The following is a 24,613-nucleotide window of genomic DNA, read 5'->3' as shown; positions in this document are numbered from 1 at the left end:
GTATCTATATCTTTTCAAACTCCTTACTTCGTGCTCCATGCGGCCAGCTTCTCGCGCAGCACATTCAGCGGCACACAGCCATCTATCAGCACCTCGTCATGAAATGACGCTATGTTGAATTTGCCGCCCATCTGCTGCTCATATTTACGGCGCTCGCCGCTTATGGTCATCTGCCCTATCTTGTAAGACAGCGCCTGGCCCGGTATGGCCATATAGCGCTCTATCTCTGCAGTTGCCTCGGCCTCGCTCACCAGCTCGTGCTGCAGCATATACTTTATGGCCTCCTCACGCGTCATGCCCTTGTGGTGCATACCCACGTCCACTACCAGGCGAATGGCGCGGTGTATGCCATCGCTCAGGTGACCGAAGTACTGGTACGGATCGCCATACAGCCCCAGGTCGGTACCAAGGGTCTCGCAATAATGCGCCCATCCCTCGCCATAGGCGCCATACCACAGAAAGCGGCGGAAAGCAGGCAGGTCCTTGTTCTCCTGCTGCAGCGATATCTGGTAATGGTGGCCCGGTATGGCCTCGTGCAGGAAGAGGGTGCTCATACCTACACAATTATACTTTCGTGCGTCCACTATAGGCACATAGAATATGCCCGGGCGGGTACCGTCCTCAGAACCCTGGTTATACTCTGCACTGGCCGATGCCGCACGGAAGGCCTCCGTCTGCCTGATGGTGAACTGCGTTTTCGGCACATTGTTGAACAATTTTTTCAGTTGCGGGTCTTCCTGCTTCTTTATCGCCCAGAAACTGTCTATCACCTGCTTTGGCTCGGTAAAGGGGAAGAACTTCTTATCGTCGCTTATGAACTTGAAGAAGCTCTGCAGCGTACCCTTATACCCTACCTGGTCTTTTACCTTGTTCATTTCGGCCTCTATGCGTGCCACCTCGGCCAGGCCTATGTTGTATATACTATCGGGCGAAAGGTCGGTGGTGGTCCACAGGCGTATACAATATTTGTAATAGTCCTCGCCACCGGGCATTTCCTTTATACCGCTACCGCCACGCGCCTTGGGCAGGTATTCTTTCTCAAAGAAATCGTGCAGGCGGGTGTATGTCGGGTTCACTATGTTCTTTATCGCCTCCCTGTAGGCAGCATCCAGCCTTTTCTTGTCGGCATCGCTGGTGCCCTCGGGCAGCATCTTCATAGGGCCGTAGAATATACTGGCCTCCTCATTGGCCGCTACCACTGCCTTTAGCTGTGGCAGTATCTTCACCACCAGGCTGCGTGGCAGCACCCAGCCCGTCTCCGTGCCTTTGCGCATATTGGCTATGGCAGTATCGGCCCATGCGGGCACTGCGGCCAGGCGCTTTAGCCAGTTGTCATGGTCGGCAATGGTCTTGAACGGCTGGTTGCCCGAACCCGAGCCCAGTTGCGGCAGCTCCAGCGTGAAGGCCCAGAACTGCGATATGGGCAGCAGGTGCGAGGGGTACTTCAAACCCTCCATACCCATGCGCATCTCGTGGCAGAAGAGCCGCCAGCTCATCTTATCATCGGCCGAAAGCCCTGCGGTATCTATCTGTTCCGCCTCGCCCAGGTAGCGGCCATAGAAGCGGTCCAGGCTATCGCGAAAGCTCTGTGCTATGGTTATGGTCAGGCGGTCGTTGTAGCGCGTATCGCCTATACCTGTCGCCTCTACCGGGAAAAGCTGCAGCCGGTCCTCCCAGTACCTGCCCAGCATTTCGGCCAGTGCGGTGCCGTTGTTCTTCTTAGCTTCCTGCTTGCCGCTTTCGCCCCCGCAGGACACCAGCAATGCCGACATACCCAGCGCGGCCATGAATTTTCTCATCAATTGTATTTTTGTGTAAATAAAGGTAATAGTTCCCGTCATGTTTTCACCTTATGCGGGGGAATTGTACACATACGGCCGCCAAAGCCTAATCCTTCCTGTAATAGTAGATATTGTCGCTGGCAAAAGCAGCCGGCCTGTTGGATGAGAAGTAACCCGAGCCCTCGGCAGACAGCGCCATAGATATATCATCGTACGATGAATTGACAGGCGCTCCCATATTCACCGGCGGCAGGAAGACACTCTTTTCCCTGTCCCAATGTGATATAAAGATATCCAGCCCGCCAAGACCCGCATGCCCGTCAGATGCGAATATCAGCGTGGTATCATTCACCAGGTAAGGAAATACCTCCTCTCCCTCGGTATTCACGTTCGGGCCCAGGTTCACGGGCTTCATCCACTTGCCTTTTTTATTGCGGTGGCTCATATACATATCCGAGCCATTGCCGCTGGCCGTGGAAGAGAATATCATGGTACTGCCATCGGCGCTTATGGTAGGATGCGCTACGGAATGGCTCTGCCTGTTAAAGGCCATGGGCTTTACCTTAGTGAACTTGTGTGTGGCATCGTCATACTCTGTGGCCATCATCATTTCCAGCACCACCACAGAGTCCTTATTAGGCACTGCACCGCGGCTGAAGAATTTTTCGTTGTAGCGCGTGCGGGTAAAATACATGGTATCGCCCGTGGCATTGAAGGTGGCAGGCCCGTTATGCCATTCTATGTTCACCTTACCTGCTGCGCCCAGTGTCACCGCCTCTGTACCACAATTGCCCGAGCCATCGCATGGCACGGCATAGATATTATAGCACGAGTTGCCCGACCATGCGCTCTGTCGCTTGTGCACACCTATGGCCGTATCGGATGCAAAAACGAGGTTGCCGTTCCAGAACGTAGGCCCGAACTCCGACCTGTCGGTATTCACATCCAGCAGCGCCGGCGTACCCCTGTTGGGCGACCGCAGCATACCCGGCGCTATGCGGCAGCCTTCCACCAGGTTCACTGCACGGCGGTCCCTGGGATTATTGGCCGCAAATTCCTTCAGCCATCGCGATGCAGAGTCGTACTGCTGCAGTTGCATCAGCACCTTGCCATATTTCAGCCGCAGCGGGTCCGTCACTTTTTTCATCTCTATCACCTTCCGGTAATACTCTTCGGCCTTTGCTATATCGCCCGTCAGCCTGTAGCAATCGCCCAGGCGCGCGTACAGGTAAGCTGTACCGCCATTCTCTGCCAGCTTTTCGTAGTATGGTATGGCCTTGTAGAAAGCAAGATGCGTAAAGTAATAGTCCGCCCTTATCAGGTCCATATTATCCCGGGCATACACTGTGCTACCGCATAGTGCCTGTGCCGCAAAGGCCATTATCAGTAATGCTTTTTTCATAGGCCGGGTATCAGAATGCGCGTATGATACGCGGGGTGACATATTTCGAGTTATCACGGATCAGGTCGAAGCCTACTACTATCTCATGTGTGCCCTTATCGTACTGCCGCAGGCCCGATACCAGGTAGTCGTAGGCATAGCCCACATTGATGTTCCTGGTGGCCTGTATATGCACTATACCCTCGAACGACATGTCGGTACGGTACGTTACACCCACCAGCAGCCTGTCATAGAATATACCCGATACGTTCAGGTCGCCGTTGAAGGGCAGGTTGTATTTGCCATTCCCCGCATAGCGCATCAGCACCTGTGGCTCTATCTTCACTATATCGTTCACGGTAAATACATAGCCGGCACAGCCATAGTATCCACGTATCTCTTTGGCTACAGAGGCCAAGCTTTGCGTCTTGTCGTAGTAGTTCTGGAACAGGTTCGGCACCGATACCCCGGCATAGAAATTCTCTCCATACAGGTACACGCCCGCGCCCGCATTGGGCAGGAGCGCTCCCCTTACATCGCGGGTGAACGTAGCATCGTTCATCTGCGATAGGTTCAGTTGCCCGTAGTCGGCGCTATATGTTTTCAACCCACCACGCAGCCCCATAGACAGCACCATATCCTTTATCCGCAGTCGGTACGCATAGTAGCCCATCAGGTTGGTATAGCGCTCCACACCTATCGATTCGCTGGATATGCTACCCCCTGCCGCCACCTTTCGGAAGGGCCTCATATAGTTGCCGACAGGCGCATCCAGTGTCACATTGAAGGTCTTGGGAGCGCCGTTTATACCCGTCCACTGGTTTCGGTAGCAGGCATTGATGGATGTCACATCCCTGCTGCCTGTATAGCCGGGGTTGTACAGCAGCTTATTGTACAGGAACATGGTATAGTGAAGGTCGCTCTGCGCCGATGCCTTCGTAAAAGTGCCCGCGCAGAACAGTAAGAGTATCAAATATCTTCTCAGGCTCATAGTATCATCGTTTTACCAGTATAGTACCTGTGAACACGTCTTTACCACCCGTACCATTTTTGGCGTTCAGCTTTATCACATAAAAATAGGTACCGTCAGGCACAGGCATACCTGTTCTGCCGCGGCCATCCCATTTGTTATCGTAGTTGTGTTTCTCGTACACCATGTCTCCCCATTTATCGAATAGCTGCACCACATTATCTGGATAGTTATGCAGCCCCTTTATCACCCAGTACTCGTTCACACCATCTCCGTTCGGCGATATACCTGTGTTCACATCTATTTCGTCACAGTCTCCTTCCAGTATGTCTATCGTTGTGCTCTTTTCGCACAGGTTCTTATCTCGCACCGTTACTGCATAACTGCCGCGTCTCAGGTTCTCTGCACGGTCGGCAGTACTATTATCGAACCACTGGAAACTATAGGGCGCCCTGCCGCCGTTCACCGCAACTATAGCCGATCCGTTGGCCATCTTACACAGCTCGTCCTTCACATCGGGTGTTATGCTTAGCGAGTCGGGTTCCTTCACGGTATAGCCTTCGCTTTTCTGGCAGCCGTTGCTGTTGTCGGTCACGTTCACACCATAGCTGCCCGGTGCCAGCCCGCTTATGTCCGGCGATGTCGCGCCAGTGGTCCATTGGTAGCTCCATGGCCCGGTACCACCTGTAAGTCCCACCGATATACTGCCATCAGTGGTGCCATAGCAGCGCGTATCGTTCACCGTCTCATTGATCAGGAATGGCGCTATCGTATATATACTCAGCAGGTAGGTCGTCTTATTGGTACAGCCAAAGACACTTGGCGCCGTTACATATGTGATGGTCACATTACCTGCCACTACAGGCGTTACTGCTCCCGTTGTGGCATCTATAGCTGCTATAGCAGGCGCGCTGCTGCTCCATGTACCGCCCGGCACTGTGCATACAAGCACTATCGGCGCGCCCACACATGCCTGTTTCGGCCCCGATATGGTGCCCGCAGCGGGCAATGGCGCCACCGTCACCGTATGGCTCACACTAGCGCTGCAAGCCACATTGCTTACCGTAAATGTGATGATCACCGTACCCTCGGCAATGCCGGTCACCACACCTGCCACCACACTGGCTATGGCCGCATTGCTGCTGCTCCATGCGCCAGTGGTACTTACCGAGCTGGTGAGTGTTATGGTACTGCCTATGCATACCACATGTGGCCCGGATAGCGTACCTGCATCAGGCATAGGATCTACCGTTATCACCTTCGTAGCCGATGCCGAACCACATGCATTGGTAAGCGTATAGCTGATTGTAGCCGTACCCGCGACCATACCTGTTACCACACCTGTGGCAGATATAGCGGCCGCCCCTGCAGGCGTAGCATTGATGGCCCATACCCCACCGGGCACCGATGCCGTCATGGTAATAGAATTACCCTCGCATACCTGTACCGGCCCGGTGATCACACCTGGGTCGGGCAGCGGGTATACATTCACCGCATGTGCCGCGCTGGCAGAACATACGCCATCTGATACCGTATAGGATATCACCGCCACACCGCCACTTATACCCGTTACTACTCCCCCACCCGACACGCCTGCTATACCGGGAGCGCCACTGCTCCATGTACCGCCGCTTACTGTATTGATGAGTGTAACGGTGGTGCCTACGCACAGCGATGCCGGCCCCGAAAGGGTACCTGCATCGGGCACCGGGTGAACGGTAACTATATATGTGGCCGTGGCCGGGCCGCAGGCGTTCACTACCGTATAGCTGATGGTGGCCGTACCTGCCAGCACACCTGTTACCACCCCACCCGCCGATACGCTCACACCCGGCGCTCCGGAGCTCCATGTACCACCAGGTATAGTAGACGTAAGGGTGATGCTGGATGAGACACACAATGTATGAGGGCCGGAGATAACACCCGCATTGGGCAGAATATCTACGGTGATAATGCGCGTTATAGGTATGGGCCCGCATATGCCGCCCGGCACCGTATAGGTAACTATACCTGTACCGCCGCTCACACCCGTCACTACACCTGCAGCGCTTACCGTTACAGCGCCTGTGGCGCTCCATGTACCACCCGGCGTAGCACAGCTAAGGGTAATAGTATTGCCGATACATACGGCCGATGGCCCCGTGATGGGCGATACCGGCGGCAATGGGTTCACCGTAATGACCTTTGTGGCCATCGCCGAACCACAGGCGTTAGAGATGGAATAGGTAATGGTCACAGTACCCGGGGCCACACCTGTCACTACCCCGCCTGCCGACACTGTAGCTATAGCTACAGACCCGCTGCTCCAGGTACCGCCCGGCACACTGGCCGTGAGTGTGATACTCATGGAAACGCACACCGTACCCGGACCCGATATAGTGGCCGCAGCAGGCGGAGGGTCGATACTGATCACATAAGTGGCCACATCTATCCCACACCCATTGGACACCATATAGCTGATGGTGGTAGTACCGACCACAAGACCTGTCACCACACCCGAAGGGGTAACACTGGCATTCGGCGCACCGCCGAACCATGTGCCGCCCGGCACAGTAGAGGTCAGGGTAATGGTACCACCCACACATACCGATACCGGGCCGCCTATAGTGCCTGCATCAGGCAGCGGATCCACATTTATCACCGCTGTCACAGAGGTCGTACCACAGGCATTGGATACCGTATAGGTAACAGTGGCCGTTCCTGCGGCCAGGCCGGTCACTACACCGCCCGCACTTATACTGGCCGCGCCGCCCGCTATGCTCCAGGTGCCACCCGGTGTGGAGTTACTCAGTGTTATAGATGCGCCCTCGCAAACGCTGGCAGGCCCCGTAATGGGCGATAGCACAGGCGGAGTGTTCACCGTTATCACCGATGCGCCGCCGGCTGTGCCGCACGGTCCTGTTATAGAATAACTGATAGTGGCCGTACCACCCGATACACCCGTCACCACACCGGCAGCAGATACAGTAGCTACCGATGGGTCACTGCTGCTCCATGTACCGCCTGTAGTGGGGAAAGAAAGTGTGATGGTACTGCCCACACATACCGATACCGGGCCCGTAACACCGCCCGGTATACCCGGTGCAGCATTGACAGTGACCACATAAGTGGCCGTGGCCGCCCCACAGGAATTTGTGACAGTATAGGTAATGCTTGCCGTACCTGCCGCAACACCCGTCACCACACCCGATGCCGATACCGCAGCATTGGGCGCACCGCCGCTCCATGTGCCGCCCGGCACAGTAGAGGTCAGCGTTATGTTCCAGCCTGTACACACCGTTGCCGGGCCAGATATGGTACCTGCCACAGGCATGGTCTCTACCGTCACTATACGCGTAGCGGTGGCAGCGCCGCAACTATTGGTAACAGTATAAGAGACCGTTGCCGTACCGCCCGATACCCCTGTCACTACACCACCGGCACTTACAGTAGCGCTGCCGCTGCTGCTCCATGTACCGCCCGGTGTGGCATTGCTCAATGAAATGGTACTGCCTGCACATACCAGTCCCGGGCCCAGTATAGGCGCTACCGTAGGTAGTGTGTTCACCGTCACCACATGGGTAACGCTCAGCAGGCCGCATGCTCCCGATCCCGCTATTGAATAGCTGATGGTAGCAGTACCGCCCGATACACCCGTCACTACCCCACCCGCTGTCACTGTTGCGATACCACCACTGCTGCTGCTCCATGTGCCGCCAGCCGGTGTGGCAGATAAAACTATCGATGCGCCTGCGCATACCACAGCAGGCCCTGCTATAGGCGTAGGTGCAGGTGCCGATGGCGTAACGGTCACCACATAAGTGGCTACCGCCGGGCCGCAGGCGTTTATAACGGTATAGCTGATAAGGGCCGTGCCTGCAGAGATGCCTGTCACTACCCCGCCTGATGGCGTGACACTTGCAGTAGGGCTGCCGCTGCTCCAGGTGCCTCCCGGCACTGTCGATGTCAATGTTATAGACCCGGCCACGCATACACTCGTTGGCCCCGATATAGTACCCGCCGACGGCGCACTGTTCACCGTAACGATGTGCGTGGCCAGCGATGAGCCACAGCTATTGGTCACGGTATAAGAGATGATAACGATACCACCAGCTACACCCGTCACTACACCGCTTGCGCTTACCGAGGCCGCACCTGTAGCGCTCCACACACCACCCGGTGTAGCATTGCTCAGTGAAATGGTAGCGCCCACACACACCGATGCCGGCCCTGTTATAGGCGCTACAGTAGGAGTAGGGTCAATGGTCATTGCCATCGTTGCCGATGCCGTGCCACACATATTCGTAACTGTATAGCTGATAATGGCCGTTCCTGCAGTGGCACCCGTTACCACTCCCGTACCCGATACCGGTGCTACAACAGGATCGGAGGTGCTCCATGTACCGCCGCCTACACTGGGTGTAAGAGTGGTGGTAGTACCTATGCAGATAGGCGATATACCTGTAATGCTACCCGCAGGTGGTACCGTAGGCAGTACATTTATGGTATGTATGGCAGATACCGCACCACATGAATTGGATACCGTATAGCTGATGACCGCACTACCTGCAGCAGATGCCGTTACAACACCTGTGGCCGATACACTTGCAACAGGCGCTCCGCCCGACCATGTACCACCCGGGGGCGTAGCCGTAAGGGTTGCCACTGCACCTGCGCACATCGCTGCAGTTCCTGTTATCGCAGGCGTTGGCAATGCTATTACGGTCACTACTTTTGTGGCCGTGGCGCTACCGCAGGTATTGGTGACGGTATAACTGATGGTGGCCGTACCATCTGTCACCCCGGTCACTACGCCGCCCGCGCTCACTGTAGCGCTGCCCGATGCACCCCACGCACCGCCCGGTACCGAACCAGAGAGTGATATAGTAGCGCCCACGCATACAGTGGATGCACCTGATATAGTACCAGCATCGGGCAATGGCAGTACGGTCACTACCCTGGTGGCATAGAACGTACCACAGGTATCATTGAATGCATAGCTTATAGTAGCCGTGCCACCCGATATCCCTGTTACACTACCGCCACCCGTTACGGTTGCTACCGCTATATCGCTGCTCGTCCATGTACCGCCGGTAAGCGGAAAAGAAAGAGAGATGCTACTACCCACACATACCGATGATGGCCCTGTAATGGTGCCGGGGCTGCTGCCCGGTGTTACCGTTATGGTATATACCGCGGTAGCTGCTCCGCAGCCATTCACTACTGTATAGCTGATGATGGCAGTACCCGGTGTACCACCTGTCACTACACCGGTGGCCGATATGCTTACATCTGCGCTCGGGGTGCTCCATACGCCGCCGGGCACGGTAGATGTCATGTGTATCGTCCACATGGCGCAGACCGTATCCGGGCCCGATATCGTACCTGCGTCGGGCGCTATGTTCACCGTTACTATTTTTGTTACTGTGGTAGTACCGCAGCTATTGGTAACGGTATATGATACCGTCGCCGTCCCACCCGATACTCCACCTACCGATCCCGTTGGGCTTACGGTGGCAGTACCTGTTGCGCTCCATGTACCGCCGGGTGTGGTATTGGTAAGTACTATGGTGCCGCCCACACATACCATTGCAGGGCCTGCTATGGTATCTACCACAGGCACAGTGTTCACTGTTACGGCCCGGGTCAGTATGGTCGTACCGCAAGTGTTGTTCACGGTATAGCTTATGATCGCCGTGCCGCCTGCTACACCGTTCACCGTACCACCTGCCACAGTAGCTATGGTAGTACTGCTGCTGGCCCATGTACCGCCCGGCAGCGATGGTACCAGTACTATACTGCTGCCCACGCATACTGTCGATGGCCCTGTCAGCACACCTCCGGGGTCGGTCACCGGTCTTACATATATGGTCTTGGTAGCTACAGATGGCCCGCAGCTATTTGTTACTGTATAGCTGATGGTGGCAGACCCACTGATAAGGCCCGTTACTACCCCTGTAGCAGATACGGAAGCATTGGGCGCCCCACCCGACCATATACCCCCGGGCACCGATGCCGTCAGCGCAATGCTCGATGTGATACATACCGTATCGGGCCCAGAAATAGTACCTGCATCCGGCAGTGGGCTTACTGTTACTACACGCGTGGCCATTACCGAACTGCACATATTGGTCACCGTATAGGTCACTACCGCCGTTCCTCCCGATACACCCGTTACCTCGCCCGTTGTAGGGTTCACTGTGGCGGCACCTGTGGCGCTCCATGTACCGCCTGCTGTGGTATTGCTCAGTGTTATGGTAGCGCCCTGGCATACGGTATCCGGCCCGGTTATAGGGTTCACCGTGGCCAGCGGGTTCACTGTTATGGTCTTCGTAGCATATGCAGGTCCGCAACTGTTGCTTACCGTATAGCTTATCACCGTAGTACCGGCCGATATACCTGTCAGTATGCCGGTACTGCTTATCGTGCCCACAGCAGGCGTACTGCTCGTCCATGTACCGCCGGGTGCTGTTGAGGTATAGGCCGCCGCACTGCTTTCGCATATCGTTGGCGGGCCCGATATCACACCCGGATCGGGCGGCGAAGCCACTACCGTCACTATATAAGTGGCCGATACAGGCCCGCAATCATTGGTCACGGTATAGCTGATAGTGGCCGTTCCGGCATTTATACCTGTCACTACCCCTGCCGGCGATACACTGGCATTGGGCGCCCCGCCGCTCCATACACCGCCCACCACCGTAGAGGTCAGTGTTATGGCAGGCCCGCTGGTACATACCTCATGCGGGCCTGATATGACACCCGGATCGGCCAGTGCATTCACTGTTACCACCATAGAGGCGAACACTGGCCCGCAGGCCGATGACACGTTGTAGAAAACGGTCACTGTACCACCCGATAGTCCTGCAAGCACACCCGTGGTGGTACCTATCGATGCCGCAGGCCCTACTACGCTCCATGTACCGCCCGGCGTGGTATTGCTCAGTGTTATGGTGCTGCCCTGGCATACCGTATTCGGCCCCGTTATGGGGTTCACCGTAGGTATAGGTACCACAGGAAAAAAGGTAGTGGAATAACAGCCGCTGGGCAACGTATATGTGATCATTGCAGACCCCGTGGCCAGGGCTGTGAACACACCCGAGCTTGCCCCTATCGTACCTACGGCAGGTATATAGCTGGTCCAGGTACCTCCGGCCGGTGTGCCTGTAAAAGTAGCTGTGGTACCCACACATACCGAAGATGGCCCGGCAATGGTAGGCACAGGGTCTATGATGATGGTGAAGGCACGGGTAAGCGTACCGGCATCGGGGCAATTGTTGTCGGTGAAGGTGACATAGAACGTATACGATCCCGGCGCAGTGCCGGTAGCGTTCCATAAGAAAGTACTGTGGGGCGCCGGGGTGGTATTGTCTACAGTATTGAAGGAAGAACCCGTGGGCAGGCCCGATGCTGTAACTGTAATGGTATCACCCTCGGGGTCCACCGGATATATGTTTATAGAGAATGGCCCGGAGTTCTGGCATATCCTGAATGTGGTGGTATCGGTAAGGGTACCGGCGGTTGCGCCGCTGAACACGCCCGATGGTGGCATATTCGAGCAGGGGCGAACATAGAACGTCATCTCCCGCTGGCAAGTACCCACCAGTATACCTCCCCTGAACTCGCGCACATTATATACCACCACCGATCGCTGCACAAAATTCGGGTTGAAAACTATTTGCCCTGTGGTGCTGGAGAAAGAATAAGATGCCGGAAGACATTGCAGGGGTGTTGCAGGGGTGATAGGCTGTCCCGGCCATGCCGAACCGGTATATGTGCAATCGCCGCCTACCACACTGCAGTTGCCCGTGCCATTGGTGGCCGCCACCAGTTGGAACACAAGATTATCTCCATCCGCATCGGCCGCGCCTGGATTGTATGTATTCAGTTCGTTCAGACAAAAGAAGGGTGTGGGAATAGTAGTGAACAGAGGGTTCGAATTGGCCGGGAAAGACAAGTTGTTCAGCGTATCTATCAGCTGAATACTGGTAGCAGGGGTCGTGGGCAGGTTAGTGATGGCCGCAGCCCTCCCTGCGGTCGCTGAAGTATATTGTCCATTGAACACAAAACGCCATACCGAAGAATTGTACGGTAGCATATAGTCCACAGAATAAACGAACTTTTTTATGCCCGGTATCGTAAAGGCGGTATTCGTACATTGTGTGGAAGAGATATCTGCTGCACAAACAGGTGTTATCTCCACACCTGCGGTAGGCGGTTGCAGAGATAAGCTAAGTGTGGTCACACTGGTAGCGCCATCATACACACACACCTGCGGCGTTCCTGTAGATAAACTAGGGAATGTCCCAGAACTGGCAGGCCCGCAATCGCCATAGAGCACTACGGTTATCCTGTAGGTATTGCCGGTAACATGGGTATAGAACAGATCTGCGCCTACTATATGCGATGCCCTGCCCACTGCAGGCAGGCAAAAGAACAGTAGCACCAGCAAAGAACGTTTGAGAAGAGTATAGGTAAATTTCATAAAGTAAGTGGTGTATAGCGTGAAAATAACAATAATTATGCCATTTATTTAATATTTTTAATGAAAGACACATGATCGCCGCATAAAAGCACAGAACACACTTTTCATACCCACCTATTAATGCATTATATACTGAAAGACAGTTCTCTATTCGTCTTGGTTTGGGAAATGACCATTTTTCCGGGCTATGCTTGGGGCTGAACCATATTTATAGGCAAAGAACAGCAGGAAAAAGTTAGTGTATAAGGAATATCGTCCTTTATATACCAATGCATTTGTGAGAAAATGCATTTTAATTATACATTTGCCATCGCTATTTATGAAAGTAACACAACTGCTGGCCGAAGCCAAGGATACCATCATATCCTACGAGATACTCCCCCCCACTAAGGGCAAAAGCATCGATTCCATCTACGATCACCTCGATCCGCTCATGGAGTTCAAGCCCTCTTTCATCAATGTCACCTACCACAGGGCCGAGCAGACGTTCAAAAAACGCGGCGATGGCAGCTTCGAGCGGGTGGAGATCCGCAAGCGCCCCGGCACAGTGGGTATCTGCGCCGCCCTTATGAACAAATACAAGGTCGAGGCCATCCCCCACCTTATATGCGGCGGCTTCAGCAAAGAAGAGACTGAGAACGCGCTTATAGACCTTGACTTCCTGGGTATAAAGAACGTACTGGCGCTGCGTGGCGATGCCGCTGCCAACGAAAAATTCTTCAACCCCCACCCTGCCGGTCACAGCTATGCCGAAGACCTGGTGCGCCAGATAGTGGGCCTCAACAATGGCCTGTACATGGAGGACGATATAATGGATGGCGCCAAGACCGATTTCTGCATAGGCATAGCGGGCTATCCCGAAAAACACTTCGAGTCGCCCAATACCGATACCGACATCTACTACCTGAAACGCAAGATAGACCTCGGTGCAGACTATGTGACCACCCAGCTTTTCTACAACAATGAGCACTATTATGCCTATGTGAACAAGTGCCGGGAGTTCGGTATAGAGGTGCCTATAATACCGGGCCTGAAACCCATCACCAACAAGAAGCAGCTAACTACCATACCCCGTGTGTTCAATATAGAGATACCCGTAGACCTCTACAATGCCATGATGAAGGCCAAGACCGATGCCGACTGCGAGCAGATAGGTACGGAATGGCTCACAGAGCAGTGCCGCGACCTGCTGAAGAACGGCGCCAAAGTGCTGCATTTCTATACACTGGGCAAACCCAGGGTCATCTACAACGTACTGAAGAAGCTGTTCTAAACCCTATAGCATATGAACTACTGGCTTGTAAAGTCCGAACCGTTCAAATACAGTTGGGACCAGTTCGTAAAGGATAAGAAGACCTTTTGGGATGGTGTACGCAACTATGCCGCCCGCAACAATATGAAGGCCATGGCCAAGGGCGATCATGTGCTTTTCTACCATAGCAACGAGGGCCTGGCCATAGTAGGCATAGCCACTGTGGTCAAAGAGGCCTACCAGGACCCCACTACCGAAGACCCTGCCTGGGTGGTGGTAGAGCTGAAACCCTACAAAGCCATTCCCACCCCCGTTACCCTTGCCGACATCAAAAAGGAACCCTCCCTCGCCGATATGCAACTCGTGAGGCTGGGCAGACTGTCAGTAAGCGCCGTCACCGAGGCCGAATACAAAAAGGTACTATCTATGGGTGGCCTTTGACATTCAACACATTACACGTTAAAAGTAAGAGCAGCAACGTTATTTTAACATTAAGGACCGGGAAGTTATCCACATAGCCTTGGAGCGACCGGCAGTTTCCCTTACTTTTGCACCTCGCAAACAAACATGCCGATGAGAAAGCGCTCCTTTACTTCAGCATGCCTGTTAATGATAGTATTTTTACTTACCAGCTGCGATGCAGGTAAGAGGGTTACATTAGCACATGCCAGGCAGCCAAAGTTTATTAATGGTATCTACCTGCACGGTCAGACAAAGACCGGTGAGGCTGCCAATGCTATAGATACCCGCACCGTTGCCACCCTGCCAGCGCAGGAGGCCGTGGCATCTGCTACATCATCCGAACCCGCTCATGCCGGGGCGCTCACCGCCGAAGAACAAAGGCCCGAACAACACCAGGGCCGTACCCATTTCATATTCATAAAGCGCAAAAAGCAGGAAACAGAAGAGGAAACAGAAACATCTGAACCCGCTACTACACCCACTGCTACTGCCACCGAAGAGATAGAGCCCGCCGGCCTTAAATACACCGACCTCGTAGGCATACAGGGCAAAGATGTGCACAACGGCCAGTTATACAACTTCATCACCAGGTGGTATGGTACCCGCTATCGCCTCGGCGGCCAGTCAGAGGCCGGTATAGACTGCTCGGGCTTCTCCCGCAAGCTGTACGATGATGTATATGGCATAGAGCTTACCCGCACCGCACAAGACCAGTACAAGAGCTGCAAAAGAGAGAAAAAGGCCGATGATGCCCAGGAAGGCGACCTCGTATTCTTCCGCCAGCGCGGCAAGCGCATCACCCATGTGGGCGTTTACCTGGCCAATGGTCATTTCATTCATTCATCTACCTCGCAGGGCGTTGTTATCAGCAGCCTCAAGGAAGATTACTGGCGCAGGCATTATGCAGGTATCGGCAAGATATCGCGCGGTGGTGGTGTATCGGGTCTGTAAAAGAATATCCCCTGCCGTATCGGCATTCCAGTTTGGTTACGGAGAAATAAATTTAGGATAGTAGCTTCTGCCTCAGCAGGAATTCCAGTTGCTCGTTCGAAAGGCTCAGTTTATTGGTCATTTCGCGCTCTTCTATCTTCTGGCGGTATACGTCAAAGGCGCGTGTTATGGTCATATCCAGTTCTTCCTCGTTCCATGGCTTGGTCAGGTAGTGAAATATCTTTCCCTTGTTCACGGCATCTATCACGGCGTTCATATCGGCATAGCCGGTGAGCAGTATGCGTATGGGATCGGGAAATTCATCAAGTATCGACTCCAGGAATTCCACACCTGTCATTTGTGGCATACGCTGGTCAGTGATAATGATATTTACCATATTGTTCTTTAAGATCTTTATCGCTTCCTCTCCGCTAATAGCCGTAAGTATGTTATATTTAATGCGGAAAACAGCTTTGAACGAGATGAGGTTGTTCATTTCATCATCAACGTACAATATGGTAATTTTATCTTTATTCATTGGCTGTGAGATGACCTGCGTTAAGGGGTAGGCTGTTGTTGTAAAAATAATAAACTTATTCGTTTAATACTAAAATCTACCATGGTGTTAACAAAGATAATTAATAATAAATTAAAAGAAATAAAAGAAGAACAAGATATGTACAGGCCCGTGTTCTTTCGCCTCATAGAGAAGGGGGACGAAGAGGCACTGGAACAGCTACTGAACACCCGCCCATGGATACGGGTCTATGACACCATCCACGCCCAGCTTCGCGAACTGGTAAAGACCAGCATACCCAAAGAGACCCTGAAAGACAATGAGATAGAACCGCGCATACACACCCACCTGGCCGGCACCCCCATAGACCAGTACGGCGTATGGGTATACTACCCATGGAACGATAAGCTGGTACACCTGCTCGATGAGAAGGAATTCGTCTTCATGCGTACCAACCGCAATAAGTACAAGATAACCGACGAGGAAGAAGAGATACTGGCTACCAAACGCATAGGTGTGGTAGGCCTCTCGGTAGGTCAGGCAGTATCGGTGACCATGGCCATGGAGCGTACCTTTGGCGAGCTGCGCATAGCCGATTTCGACGACCTGGAGATCACCAACCTCAACCGCCTGCGCAGCAGCGTATACAATATGGGCCTGAAAAAGACCATACAGGTAGCGCGCGACATAGCCGAGATAGACCCATTCCTGAAGATCACCCTCTTCTCAGAAGGCCTCACTACCACCAATATGGATGCCTTCTTCACCGAAGGCGGCAAGCTGGACCTCGTGATAGACGAATGCGACGGGCTGGACATGAAGATACTGCTGCGCCACAAGGCCAAGGCCCTGCGCATACCTGTGCTCATGGAGGCCAGCGACCGCGGTACTGTAGATGTAGAGCGCTTCGACCTGGAGCCCGACAGGGCCATACTGCACGGCTTCATAGACCACCTGGACCACACCAAGATAGGCTCCCTCACCAACGATGAGAAGATACCCTACATCATGCCTATGCTGGGGCTGGATACCATATCCAAACGCCTGCGGGCATCTATGGTAGAGATAAAGCAGACCATTTCCACATGGCCGCAACTGGCCTCGGCCGTGGCCCTTGGCGGTGCCCTCTGTGCCGATGTCTGCCGCCGCATCATGCTGAACAAATACAGCAGCTCGGGCCGGTATTTTGTAGATATAGAAGAACTGATAGGCGACAAGCCCCAGAAGATGGAAGGCACCTACGAGGTACGCGAAATGCCCTATCCCCGGCTTACAGAGCAGCAAATGCTGCAGTTGGCAGGTGCACATGCCGCGCCATCATCGGCCATAAGCGCAGGAGATCTGCAGCAGGTAGCACAGGCCGCTATAGAGGCCCCATCTGCTGCAAACAACCAGCCATGGAAGCTGCTGTCGAAAGATGGCGCTCTCTACCTCTTCCACGACAAGCAACAGTCCTACTCGTGGACGGATCCCATAGACTTCATAGCGCGTATATCGCTCGGTGCCGCGCTGGAGAATATCATCATCAAGGCCGCCAGCCTGGGCTTCGAGGCCCACTATACCCTCTTCCCCGCCGGCGAGGACCAGCCATTGGTGGCCACTATAGCCTTCCGGCCCAGCGAGGCGGTACGCCCCCTTGGCGCACCCGCCATGTATATAGGCACACGCTGCACCAACCGCAAGCGGGGCGATAACGCCCCCCTGCCCGCCGGCATCTATACCGATCTGGCTACCGCCTGCGCACGTGTGGCAGACACCAAACTCACCTTTCTTACCGACCCCGACATTATCAATGCCTTTGCCGATATAGAATCTGCCGCAGAGCGTGTACGCTCGCTGCACCCGCAGTCGCACCACGAGTTCTTTCACAAAGAGCTGCGCTGGAACGATAGCGGTACCGAAAAGATAACCGAGGGCCTGGACATAAAGACCCTGGAGCTCACCGTGGCCGAGGAAATGGGCATGCGCATCGGTTCCGACCCGGGCGTTATAGCCCTGCTCAACCAGTGGCGCACCGGCAAGGTCTTCGAAAAGCTCATCCGCCTCAGTATACGCAGCTCTTCGGCAGTAGGCCTTGTCTCCGTTCCGCAGTATAGTGCCGCCCACCTTGTGAATGGTGGCCGCGCTGTAGAGCAGGTATGGCTGGAGGCCACCCGCCATCACCTGTCGGTACAGCCCATTTCGGCCCCATTGTTCCTGCATGCCAGGGCCAAATATGCGGGCATGGATGGCGAAGACCCTAATATGGTATCAGAGATATATGAATTGTATGGGAAATTATGTACCTTGTTTCCGGAATTGCATGACAGGCACGGTTTATTCTTATTCCGCCTCTTCAAAGCCGAACCGCCTACGGCGCGATCGCTCCGGAAAAGCATAAATGAACTGTACACCATTGCCTGAAGATGTTGAAATTAAAATTCACTGCATTCAAACCTGTGGATGACCTGGAGCTATCCGAGCGTTATCTGAAGGGTCATACGAAAGTGCTGGAGGATTATGGTATCACCAATATCACTTCCAACAACAGGGTATGGCTGGAAATGCCATGCATATATGGTGTAGTGGCGCAGAACGAGGAAGGAGAGCTGGTAGGCGGTATACGCGTGCAGATGGCCGATGGCATACACCCCCTGCCCGTAGAGAAAGCAGTAGGCCATATGGACGGCCGCATATACGATGTGGTGAAGCAATACTACGACAATGGCGTAGGCGAGCTGTCGGCGCTGTGGAACGCCAAATCGGTGGCCGGCTATGGAATAAGTGTACTGCTTACCCGTGCAGGTATATCCATGACCAACCAGATGGGCTGCAACACACTGGTAGGTATATGCGGCGACTACACATTGGATATGTTCAAGAACGTGGGCTTTGTGGTAGATAATACGCTAGGCTCCAATGGTGAGTTCTTTTACCCCAAGGAAGACTTTATTGCGCGTGTACTGGGTATCCTCAACTCGAAGAACCTGGAGACCGCCGAAAAAGTGAACAGGGAACGAATGCTGGATCTCCGCAACAACCCCGTTCAGAAATATATGGAAACAGGCCCCAAGGGGCTTGTGGAAATAGATTATAACTTAGTGATACCCACAAAAGCTCAGTAATGCTCATACGCTATCTTCTTCTTGTTGCCTGTTCGCTATTGTCTGTAGTTGCCGGCGCGCAGAACGTACCACCTATCACCATCAGCGACCCCGACAAGAACTACCTGGTCACCACCGGCGTAGAATACATAGAAGACAAGACGCATTCGCTCACCTACAAAGATGTAGTGAACGCTCATTACGAGGTTTGGCCCAAGGGTATCCCCAATTTTGCCACTACTTCATCGGCATACTGGCTCAGGATCAGGCTGCGCAACGAATCCAGCACGGGCAAGCTCATGCTCAGGCTTTCTGCCCCTACTACGGACAGTGTCTTTTTCTACGAGCCCATAGGCGATTCAGGGCTCAAGGCCCACTCTACCGGTGCTGCATTCCCATTCGGCTACCGCGAAAAGATCAGCTCCGACCTCATATTCCCCGTCTCCGTTACTCCCGGTACCGAGAAGTATGTATACCTCAAGGCCTCCAGCACCTCTCCGCTGCTGCTACCCCTTTCTACCGGCACCAATATCGCCATATCCGACTCCGATAAGTACAAGGACATATTCTGGGGCATGTACATGGGCCTTATGCTGGCCATGCTGCTTTACAACTTCTTCGTTTACCTCACCACCCGCGATGCCAGCTATCTCTTCTATATAGGCTATGTGCTGGCCGTTATACTCGCGCAGATCACCCTTTCGGGCTATGGCTTCCAGTTGTTATGGCCCAAAAGCCCATGGTTCTCTATAGCCAGCACCTACCTCACTCCCCCACTGGCGGGCATCACCGGTATGGAGTTCCTGCGGCACTTCCTGCGCACGCGCGAGCATATACCCAGGGCCGCCGACAGGGGTTTCTTTATCCTTTATATCCTTTATGGCATAGCCATAGTGGCCGCCCTTGCGGGCAAATACACCATTACTTACAATGTCATAGACATGACGGCCTCGCTCGTATCCATCTACATGCTGGTAGTGGCCATCGTCATCTGGCGCAAGGGGTACAGGCCGGCCGGCTTCTTCCTGGTGGCATGGGTAGCGTTCCTGATAGGTGTTTTCATATTCGTATTCAAGAATTTCAACATCCTCCCTTACAACATATTCACGGCATATACCATGCCTGTAGGTTCGGCTATGGAGGTGATACTGCTGTCCTTCGCCCTGGCCGATAGGATAAACATTCTGAAGAAAGAAAAGGAAAAGCACCAGGCCGAGGCCATCGCCGCACTGGAAGAGAACGAAAAGATAATACGCGAACAGAATGTAGTGCTGGAACAAAAAGTAACAGAGCGCACATATGAACTGAAAAGATCGAACGACGACCTGAACAAGGCCCTTACCGACCTGAAAGAGGCCGAGACACAACTGGTGGAATCTGAAAAGATGGCCTCTCTCGGCCAGCTTACGGCAGGTATAGCGCACGAGATCAATAACCCCATCAACTTCGTCACCTCTAACGTGAAACCCCTCAACAGGGATGTACTGATACTGCTGGACACAGTAAAAGAACTGGAGCAGATAGCCACATCCGATATGTCTGCCGGGGAAAAAGCAAAGGCCATAGAGAATTATAAGACCGATATAGATTACGAATACCTGCAGATAGAGATAGATCAGCTACTGAATGGTATAGGCGAAGGCGCCAGCCGCACGGCCGAGATAGTGAAAGGCCTCAGGATATTCTCTCGCCTCGATGAGGACGACCTGAAAAAGGCCGACATAAATGAGGGCCTCAACTCTACCCTCATCATCACCAACAATATGCTCAATAACACCATAGCTGTGGCGAAGAGCTATGCCAACCTGCCGCTCATAGAGTGTTATCCCGGCAAGCTGAACCAGGTGTTCCTGAACATGATATCGAATGCCGTTTACGCCATTCGCAAGAAATACGGAGAGGCCGAGGGCGGCGTACTTTCCATCACCACCACGTTCGATGAGTCGAACGTGCACATCACCATCGGCGACAATGGTACCGGTATGGACGAGAACACCAAAAAACGCCTGTTCGAACCTTTCTTTACTACCAAAGATGTGGGCGAGGGCACCGGTCTGGGTATGTCCATTGCCTATAATACCATCAACAAACATCACGGCCAAATAAATATTAACTCCGAACTTGGCAGGGGAACAGAATTTATCATTACTTTACCACTGATTCAAAAATAACGTAGCGTTGAACACAGGAGAGAAAATAAAAGTGCTCTACATCGATGATGAACAGAATAACCTGAATGGCTTTAAAGCCACTTTCAGGTTCGATTACACTATTTATATCGCTGCGAATACCCCACAAGCATACGAGTACCTCAAGGCCCATCCCGATATAAGAGTAGTACTTTGCGACCAGCGTATGCCCGATAAAACGGGAGTACAGTTCTTTGAAGAGATGCGCGACCAATACCCCGACCCTGTACGAATGCTGATAACCGGCTATACCGATATAGAGTCTGTGATAGATGCGGTGAACAGGGGCCACATTTTCAGGTATATCAAGAAACCATGGACCGATAATGATGTGCGCTCGGCCATAGAAGAGGCCAACAAATTCTACCTTACCAGCTCGCTGCTGGTGCTGAAGAACAAAGAGCTGCAGTCGGCATACGACGAGCTGGGCAAATTCGCATACAGCATCACCCACGATGTGCGAGGCCCGCTGCTCAGCATCATAGGCGCCATAGACCTTGCCAACGGCATCAACAACCTCGATGAGCTGCGCGAACTGCTCAACATGATGTCCGAAGCGGTACGCAAGCTGGATGAATACATCAAGAACACACACGAATACTACAAGCTGAAGCGTGGTATGCTCCAGTTCGCCGAGATCAACTTCAATACCCTGCTCTCAGACATAGCCGCCCTCTTCCGCATAGCCAGCCGCAACAACAATATCAACTTCACCTCTACCGTCATACAGAACGAGCCGTTCTATTCCGACGAGATCAGCATCAAAATGATACTGAACAATCTCCTGTCCAATGCCTTCAACTACCAGCGCAAGGCCGCCAGCGAGAAATTAGTGGATGTGCACATAGAAGTGAAGGCCAATAATGTGCAGATAAAAGTAAAAGATAACGGAATAGGCATACATGAAAACCACATAAACAATATCTTTACATTGTTTTACAGGGCCACATCCGAAGAAACGGGCTCAGGTCTTGGCCTGTACAACGTGAAGGACGCGCTGAATAAACTGAATGGAAAGATAGAAGTGGAATCTGAACCCAATGTGGGATCAACGTTTATCGTAACAATACCCGGTCGAACTCATGGTACCAAATAAGAAACTGAATTTTATTGTCATTGATGATAGCAAGCTTGATTGTTTCATCGCTGAGAAGATAATCAAGAACACAGGCAAATGCGAGTCCATACGGTCTTTTCTGCAGGCCAAAGATGCCCTTGAGTTCATTGCCGCTACCCCGCCAGACGATCTCTCGCATACCATCATACTGGTAGATATACAAATGCCCATCATGAACGGTTTCGAGTTCGTAGAAGCGTTCGAGAACCTGCCCGGCAATATAGTGGCCAACTATACCATTTATGTCATATCCTCATCTATAAACGAGAACGACCTGCAAAAGGTGCACAACTACAAGTCGGTAAGGCAATTCCTCAATAAGCCGCTCACCAGCAACAACTTGTCGGCCCTGCTTTCCTGACGTATACCGCCTCCATCTTATTTATGTAGTATCTTTGTATAGCATTTGCTAACAAGCATTTTTATGTCCGTACTACAAGCCAGCAGCAGTTCCCCCATTATATTCACCGAATGCCCCCGCGATGCCATGCAAGGCTGGGACAGGCATATACCGGCCGCAGAGAAGGCCGAATACCTGAACCTGCTCCTTCGGGTTGGTTTCGATGTGCTCGATTTTGGTTCCTTCGTATCGGCCAAGGCCATACCACAACTGGCCGATACCAAAGAGGTGCTGTCCATGCTAGACCTGAGCGCCACCCGCAGCAAGCTGCTGGCCATCATAGCCAATACCCGCGGCGCCGAAGAGGCCGTACAGTACAGCGAGATATCTTACCTCGGCTTCCCGCTCTCCATATCCGAGACCTTCCAGATGCGCAATACCAACAAGACCATAGAGCAGTCGCTGGTACAGGTGCAGGAGATACAGGACCTCTGTGTACGCCACAGCAAAGAGCTGGTGGTATATATATCTATGGGCTTTGGCAACCCCTATGGCGATCCGTACAATGCAGAGGTGGCCATACAGCAGGTAGGCAAGCTGGTGCGCATGGGCATAGGCACCATAGCCATGTCCGATACAGTAGGCGTTGCCACGCCCCATAATATCAGTTATATCTTCAACAGCCTGTTGCCCGAATTCACCGGCACCAACATAGGCGCACACTTCCACTCTACAGCAGATACCTGGCGCGAGAAGGTGGGCGCCGCCTACAATGCAGGGTGCCGCCGGTACGACAGCGCCATCAGGGGCATAGGCGGCTGCCCCATGGCCAAGGACGACCTTGTGGGCAATATGGCTACCGAGCACCTGGTAGACTGGTGCGACGAGCATCAGCTCCCCCTTCAGCTCGATAAGGAAGCATTCCGCGCCGCATGGGAAATGGCAGGCAGGGTATTCCGTCATTAAAGGCAACGGACACCGGCCAAATTTTGGGGTAATGTTTGCATTTATTGCCCTACTATTGTGCTCCTCTTTATCAGGCATTTATGGATAACGGTATACAGGCCGCCACAAGGGGCGCATCGTTCTATGTAAGGCGTGTCATAGGCGCTATACTATTGCTGGCCCTTTCGGCCACATTCTTCTACTCTGCCTATACCAAGATATATAGCGAGAACGCCTTCGATAATTTCCACTGGACATTCATAGACCTCGGCATCAGCAACATACTCGTGGCCGGCATCATAGCGCGTATGATGATAGGCATGGAGTTGCTGCTGGGCCTGCTGCTGCTGGGCCATGTATACCTGCGCAGCTTCACCTACAAGGCCGTTATAGCCGTGCTGTCCGTCTTCATCATATACCTGCTGGTGATAATAGCCAAGCAGGGCAATACCGGCAACTGTGGCTGCTTTGGCGACAAGCTGGCCATGACACCCCTCACCGCCATATGGAAGAATGTGGCCATGATAGTGGCCACGGTGGCGCTCATGTTCATATACCCTGTGAGGCCCTACAGGCACCAGGCATATGTATGCATGGCACTGGCCTTCCTGGCGTTCTCCACACCCTTCGTCACGCACAATATCTATGTAGGTACCGCCCCCGTAAAGTACGGCCAGAAGCTGGACCTCGATCTGCTCTACAAGTACTCCCCTGCCCCGCCTATGGACCTTCGCAAGGGCAAGCACATCATAGCCTTCATGCACTTCACCTGTCCCCACTGCAAAAAAGCGGCCTTCCTGCTGCACATCATACACAGGCAGTACCCACAGATACCCATATACATGGTGCTCGATGGCGCCGACGTACACAAAAAAGCATTCTTCGATGAAAGCCAGGCCGAAAATGTACCCCACCTGCTCTACCCCCATTCTACAGAGTTCCTGCAACTGGCGGGCGAGGCCGTACCCGCCATATACTGGGTGAACAATGGTGTGGCCGAATACAAAAGCAAGTATGCCTACTACCAGCTAGATCCTTCTGATATGCTGAGCTGGCTGCAGGCAAAATGACCTCTGCCTCTTATATGCTTCTTATCTTATTCTTATTATTTATATCATTAGTACTCCGATAACAATTCAAGTGTTGTTCAGTGAATAAAACAAAAGTAGGTTTGAGGTATCG

The 24,613-nt window shown here is 53.2% G+C and carries 15 protein-coding genes; 10 read left to right on the top strand and 5 right to left on the bottom strand.

Annotated features, from left to right (window positions below; all coding sequences use genetic code 11):
- Positions 1-23: 23 nt before the first annotated feature.
- The 4 genes from ABD843_RS12530 to ABD843_RS12515 form a co-directional block, all read right to left on the bottom strand.
- The gene (locus ABD843_RS12530; protein WP_345083655.1) at positions 24-1,799 is read right to left on the bottom strand and encodes a DUF885 domain-containing protein; all 1,776 of its coding nucleotides are present in this window, start codon (positions 1,797-1,799) and stop codon (positions 24-26) included.
- An 88-nt stretch (positions 1,800-1,887) separates the two neighbouring features.
- Positions 1,888-3,183 (bottom strand): tetratricopeptide repeat protein, encoded by a 1,296-nt coding sequence (locus ABD843_RS12525; RefSeq protein ID WP_345083653.1) that lies wholly within the window; start codon positions 3,181-3,183, stop codon positions 1,888-1,890.
- 10 nt (positions 3,184-3,193) lie between these two features.
- Positions 3,194-4,153, bottom strand: a complete 960-nt coding sequence (locus tag ABD843_RS12520; RefSeq protein WP_345083651.1) for a PorP/SprF family type IX secretion system membrane protein — start codon at positions 4,151-4,153, stop codon at positions 3,194-3,196.
- 4 nt (positions 4,154-4,157) lie between these two features.
- Positions 4,158-12,596 carry an Ig-like domain-containing protein gene (locus ABD843_RS12515; protein ID WP_345083649.1) on the bottom strand — a complete coding sequence of 2,813 codons (8,439 nt, stop codon included), beginning with the start codon at positions 12,594-12,596 and terminating at the stop codon, positions 4,158-4,160.
- 319 nt (positions 12,597-12,915) lie between these two features.
- Here ABD843_RS12515 and metF point away from each other — a divergent pair, with 319 nt between their 5' ends.
- From metF to ABD843_RS12500, 3 genes are all read left to right on the top strand, one after another.
- Positions 12,916-13,869 carry a methylenetetrahydrofolate reductase [NAD(P)H] gene (gene metF, locus ABD843_RS12510; protein WP_345083647.1) on the top strand — a complete coding sequence of 318 codons (954 nt, stop codon included), beginning with the start codon at positions 12,916-12,918 and terminating at the stop codon, positions 13,867-13,869.
- Between the two features lie 12 nt (positions 13,870-13,881).
- Positions 13,882-14,289, top strand: a complete 408-nt coding sequence (locus tag ABD843_RS12505; RefSeq protein WP_345083645.1) for an EVE domain-containing protein — start codon at positions 13,882-13,884, stop codon at positions 14,287-14,289.
- A 168-nt stretch (positions 14,290-14,457) separates the two neighbouring features.
- Positions 14,458-15,261 carry a C40 family peptidase gene (locus ABD843_RS12500; protein ID WP_345083643.1) on the top strand — a complete coding sequence of 268 codons (804 nt, stop codon included), beginning with the start codon at positions 14,458-14,460 and terminating at the stop codon, positions 15,259-15,261.
- A gap of 52 nt (positions 15,262-15,313) precedes the next feature.
- On the opposite strand, the gene ABD843_RS12495 is transcribed toward ABD843_RS12500, so the two are convergent.
- Positions 15,314-15,778 carry a response regulator gene (locus tag ABD843_RS12495; protein WP_345083641.1) on the bottom strand — a complete coding sequence of 155 codons (465 nt, stop codon included), beginning with the start codon at positions 15,776-15,778 and terminating at the stop codon, positions 15,314-15,316.
- An 81-nt stretch (positions 15,779-15,859) separates the two neighbouring features.
- Here ABD843_RS12495 and ABD843_RS12490 point away from each other — a divergent pair, with 81 nt between their 5' ends.
- The 7 genes from ABD843_RS12490 (at position 15,860) to ABD843_RS12460 (ending at position 24,501) form a co-directional block, all read left to right on the top strand.
- On the top strand, positions 15,860-18,160 hold the full coding sequence (locus ABD843_RS12490; protein WP_345083639.1) for an Rv1355c family protein: 2,301 nt from the start codon (positions 15,860-15,862) through the stop codon (positions 18,158-18,160).
- A gap of 2 nt (positions 18,161-18,162) precedes the next feature.
- Positions 18,163-18,861: a hypothetical protein gene (locus ABD843_RS12485; RefSeq protein WP_345083637.1), complete on the top strand. Its 699-nt coding sequence runs from the start codon at positions 18,163-18,165 to the stop codon at positions 18,859-18,861.
- The gene (locus ABD843_RS12480) at positions 18,861-21,011 is read left to right on the top strand and encodes a sensor histidine kinase (RefSeq protein ID WP_345083635.1); all 2,151 of its coding nucleotides are present in this window, start codon (positions 18,861-18,863) and stop codon (positions 21,009-21,011) included. The genes ABD843_RS12485 and ABD843_RS12480 overlap by 1 nt, the downstream gene beginning before the upstream one ends.
- Positions 21,012-21,018: 7 nt before the next feature.
- Positions 21,019-22,125: an ATP-binding protein gene (locus tag ABD843_RS12475; protein ID WP_345083633.1), complete on the top strand. Its 1,107-nt coding sequence runs from the start codon at positions 21,019-21,021 to the stop codon at positions 22,123-22,125.
- Positions 22,112-22,507, top strand: a complete 396-nt coding sequence (locus ABD843_RS12470; RefSeq protein WP_345083631.1) for a response regulator — start codon at positions 22,112-22,114, stop codon at positions 22,505-22,507. Before ABD843_RS12475 ends, ABD843_RS12470 begins: the two co-directional genes overlap by 14 nt.
- 63 nt (positions 22,508-22,570) lie before the next feature.
- Positions 22,571-23,452, top strand: coding sequence for a beta/alpha barrel domain-containing protein (locus tag ABD843_RS12465; RefSeq protein WP_345083629.1), 882 nt, complete (start codon positions 22,571-22,573; stop codon positions 23,450-23,452).
- 80 nt (positions 23,453-23,532) lie between these two features.
- Positions 23,533-24,501: a MauE/DoxX family redox-associated membrane protein gene (locus tag ABD843_RS12460; RefSeq protein ID WP_345083627.1), complete on the top strand. Its 969-nt coding sequence runs from the start codon at positions 23,533-23,535 to the stop codon at positions 24,499-24,501.
- Positions 24,502-24,613: the final 112 nt, after the last annotated feature.

The organism is Nemorincola caseinilytica, from assembly GCF_039540515.1.
Lineage (GTDB): Bacteria > Bacteroidota > Bacteroidia > Chitinophagales > Chitinophagaceae > Nemorincola > Nemorincola caseinilytica.
Note: the sequence above shows the minus strand (reverse complement) of the source record. Positions and strands in the feature narration are given on the sequence as shown.

What these genes read in the sequence shown, in the direction of transcription:
- ABD843_RS12530 (WP_345083655.1), bottom strand. Translation starts at nt 1,799, where the DNA reads ATGAGAAAATTCATGGCCGCGCTGGGTATGTCGGCATTGCTGGTGTCC.
- ABD843_RS12525 (WP_345083653.1), bottom strand. Translation starts at nt 3,183, where the DNA reads ATGAAAAAAGCATTACTGATAATGGCCTTTGCGGCACAGGCACTATGC.
- ABD843_RS12520 (WP_345083651.1), bottom strand. Translation starts at nt 4,153, where the DNA reads ATGAGCCTGAGAAGATATTTGATACTCTTACTGTTCTGCGCGGGCACT.
- ABD843_RS12515 (WP_345083649.1), bottom strand. Translation starts at nt 12,596, where the DNA reads ATGAAATTTACCTATACTCTTCTCAAACGTTCTTTGCTGGTGCTACTG.
- metF (WP_345083647.1), top strand. Translation starts at nt 12,916, where the DNA reads ATGAAAGTAACACAACTGCTGGCCGAAGCCAAGGATACCATCATATCC.
- ABD843_RS12505 (WP_345083645.1), top strand. Translation starts at nt 13,882, where the DNA reads ATGAACTACTGGCTTGTAAAGTCCGAACCGTTCAAATACAGTTGGGAC.
- ABD843_RS12500 (WP_345083643.1), top strand. Translation starts at nt 14,458, where the DNA reads ATGATAGTATTTTTACTTACCAGCTGCGATGCAGGTAAGAGGGTTACA.
- ABD843_RS12495 (WP_345083641.1), bottom strand. Translation starts at nt 15,778, where the DNA reads ATGAATAAAGATAAAATTACCATATTGTACGTTGATGATGAAATGAAC.
- ABD843_RS12490 (WP_345083639.1), top strand. Translation starts at nt 15,860, where the DNA reads ATGGTGTTAACAAAGATAATTAATAATAAATTAAAAGAAATAAAAGAA.
- ABD843_RS12485 (WP_345083637.1), top strand. Translation starts at nt 18,163, where the DNA reads ATGTTGAAATTAAAATTCACTGCATTCAAACCTGTGGATGACCTGGAG.
- ABD843_RS12480 (WP_345083635.1), top strand. Translation starts at nt 18,861, where the DNA reads ATGCTCATACGCTATCTTCTTCTTGTTGCCTGTTCGCTATTGTCTGTA.
- ABD843_RS12470 (WP_345083631.1), top strand. Translation starts at nt 22,112, where the DNA reads ATGGTACCAAATAAGAAACTGAATTTTATTGTCATTGATGATAGCAAG.
- ABD843_RS12465 (WP_345083629.1), top strand. Translation starts at nt 22,571, where the DNA reads ATGTCCGTACTACAAGCCAGCAGCAGTTCCCCCATTATATTCACCGAA.
- ABD843_RS12460 (WP_345083627.1), top strand. Translation starts at nt 23,533, where the DNA reads ATGGATAACGGTATACAGGCCGCCACAAGGGGCGCATCGTTCTATGTA.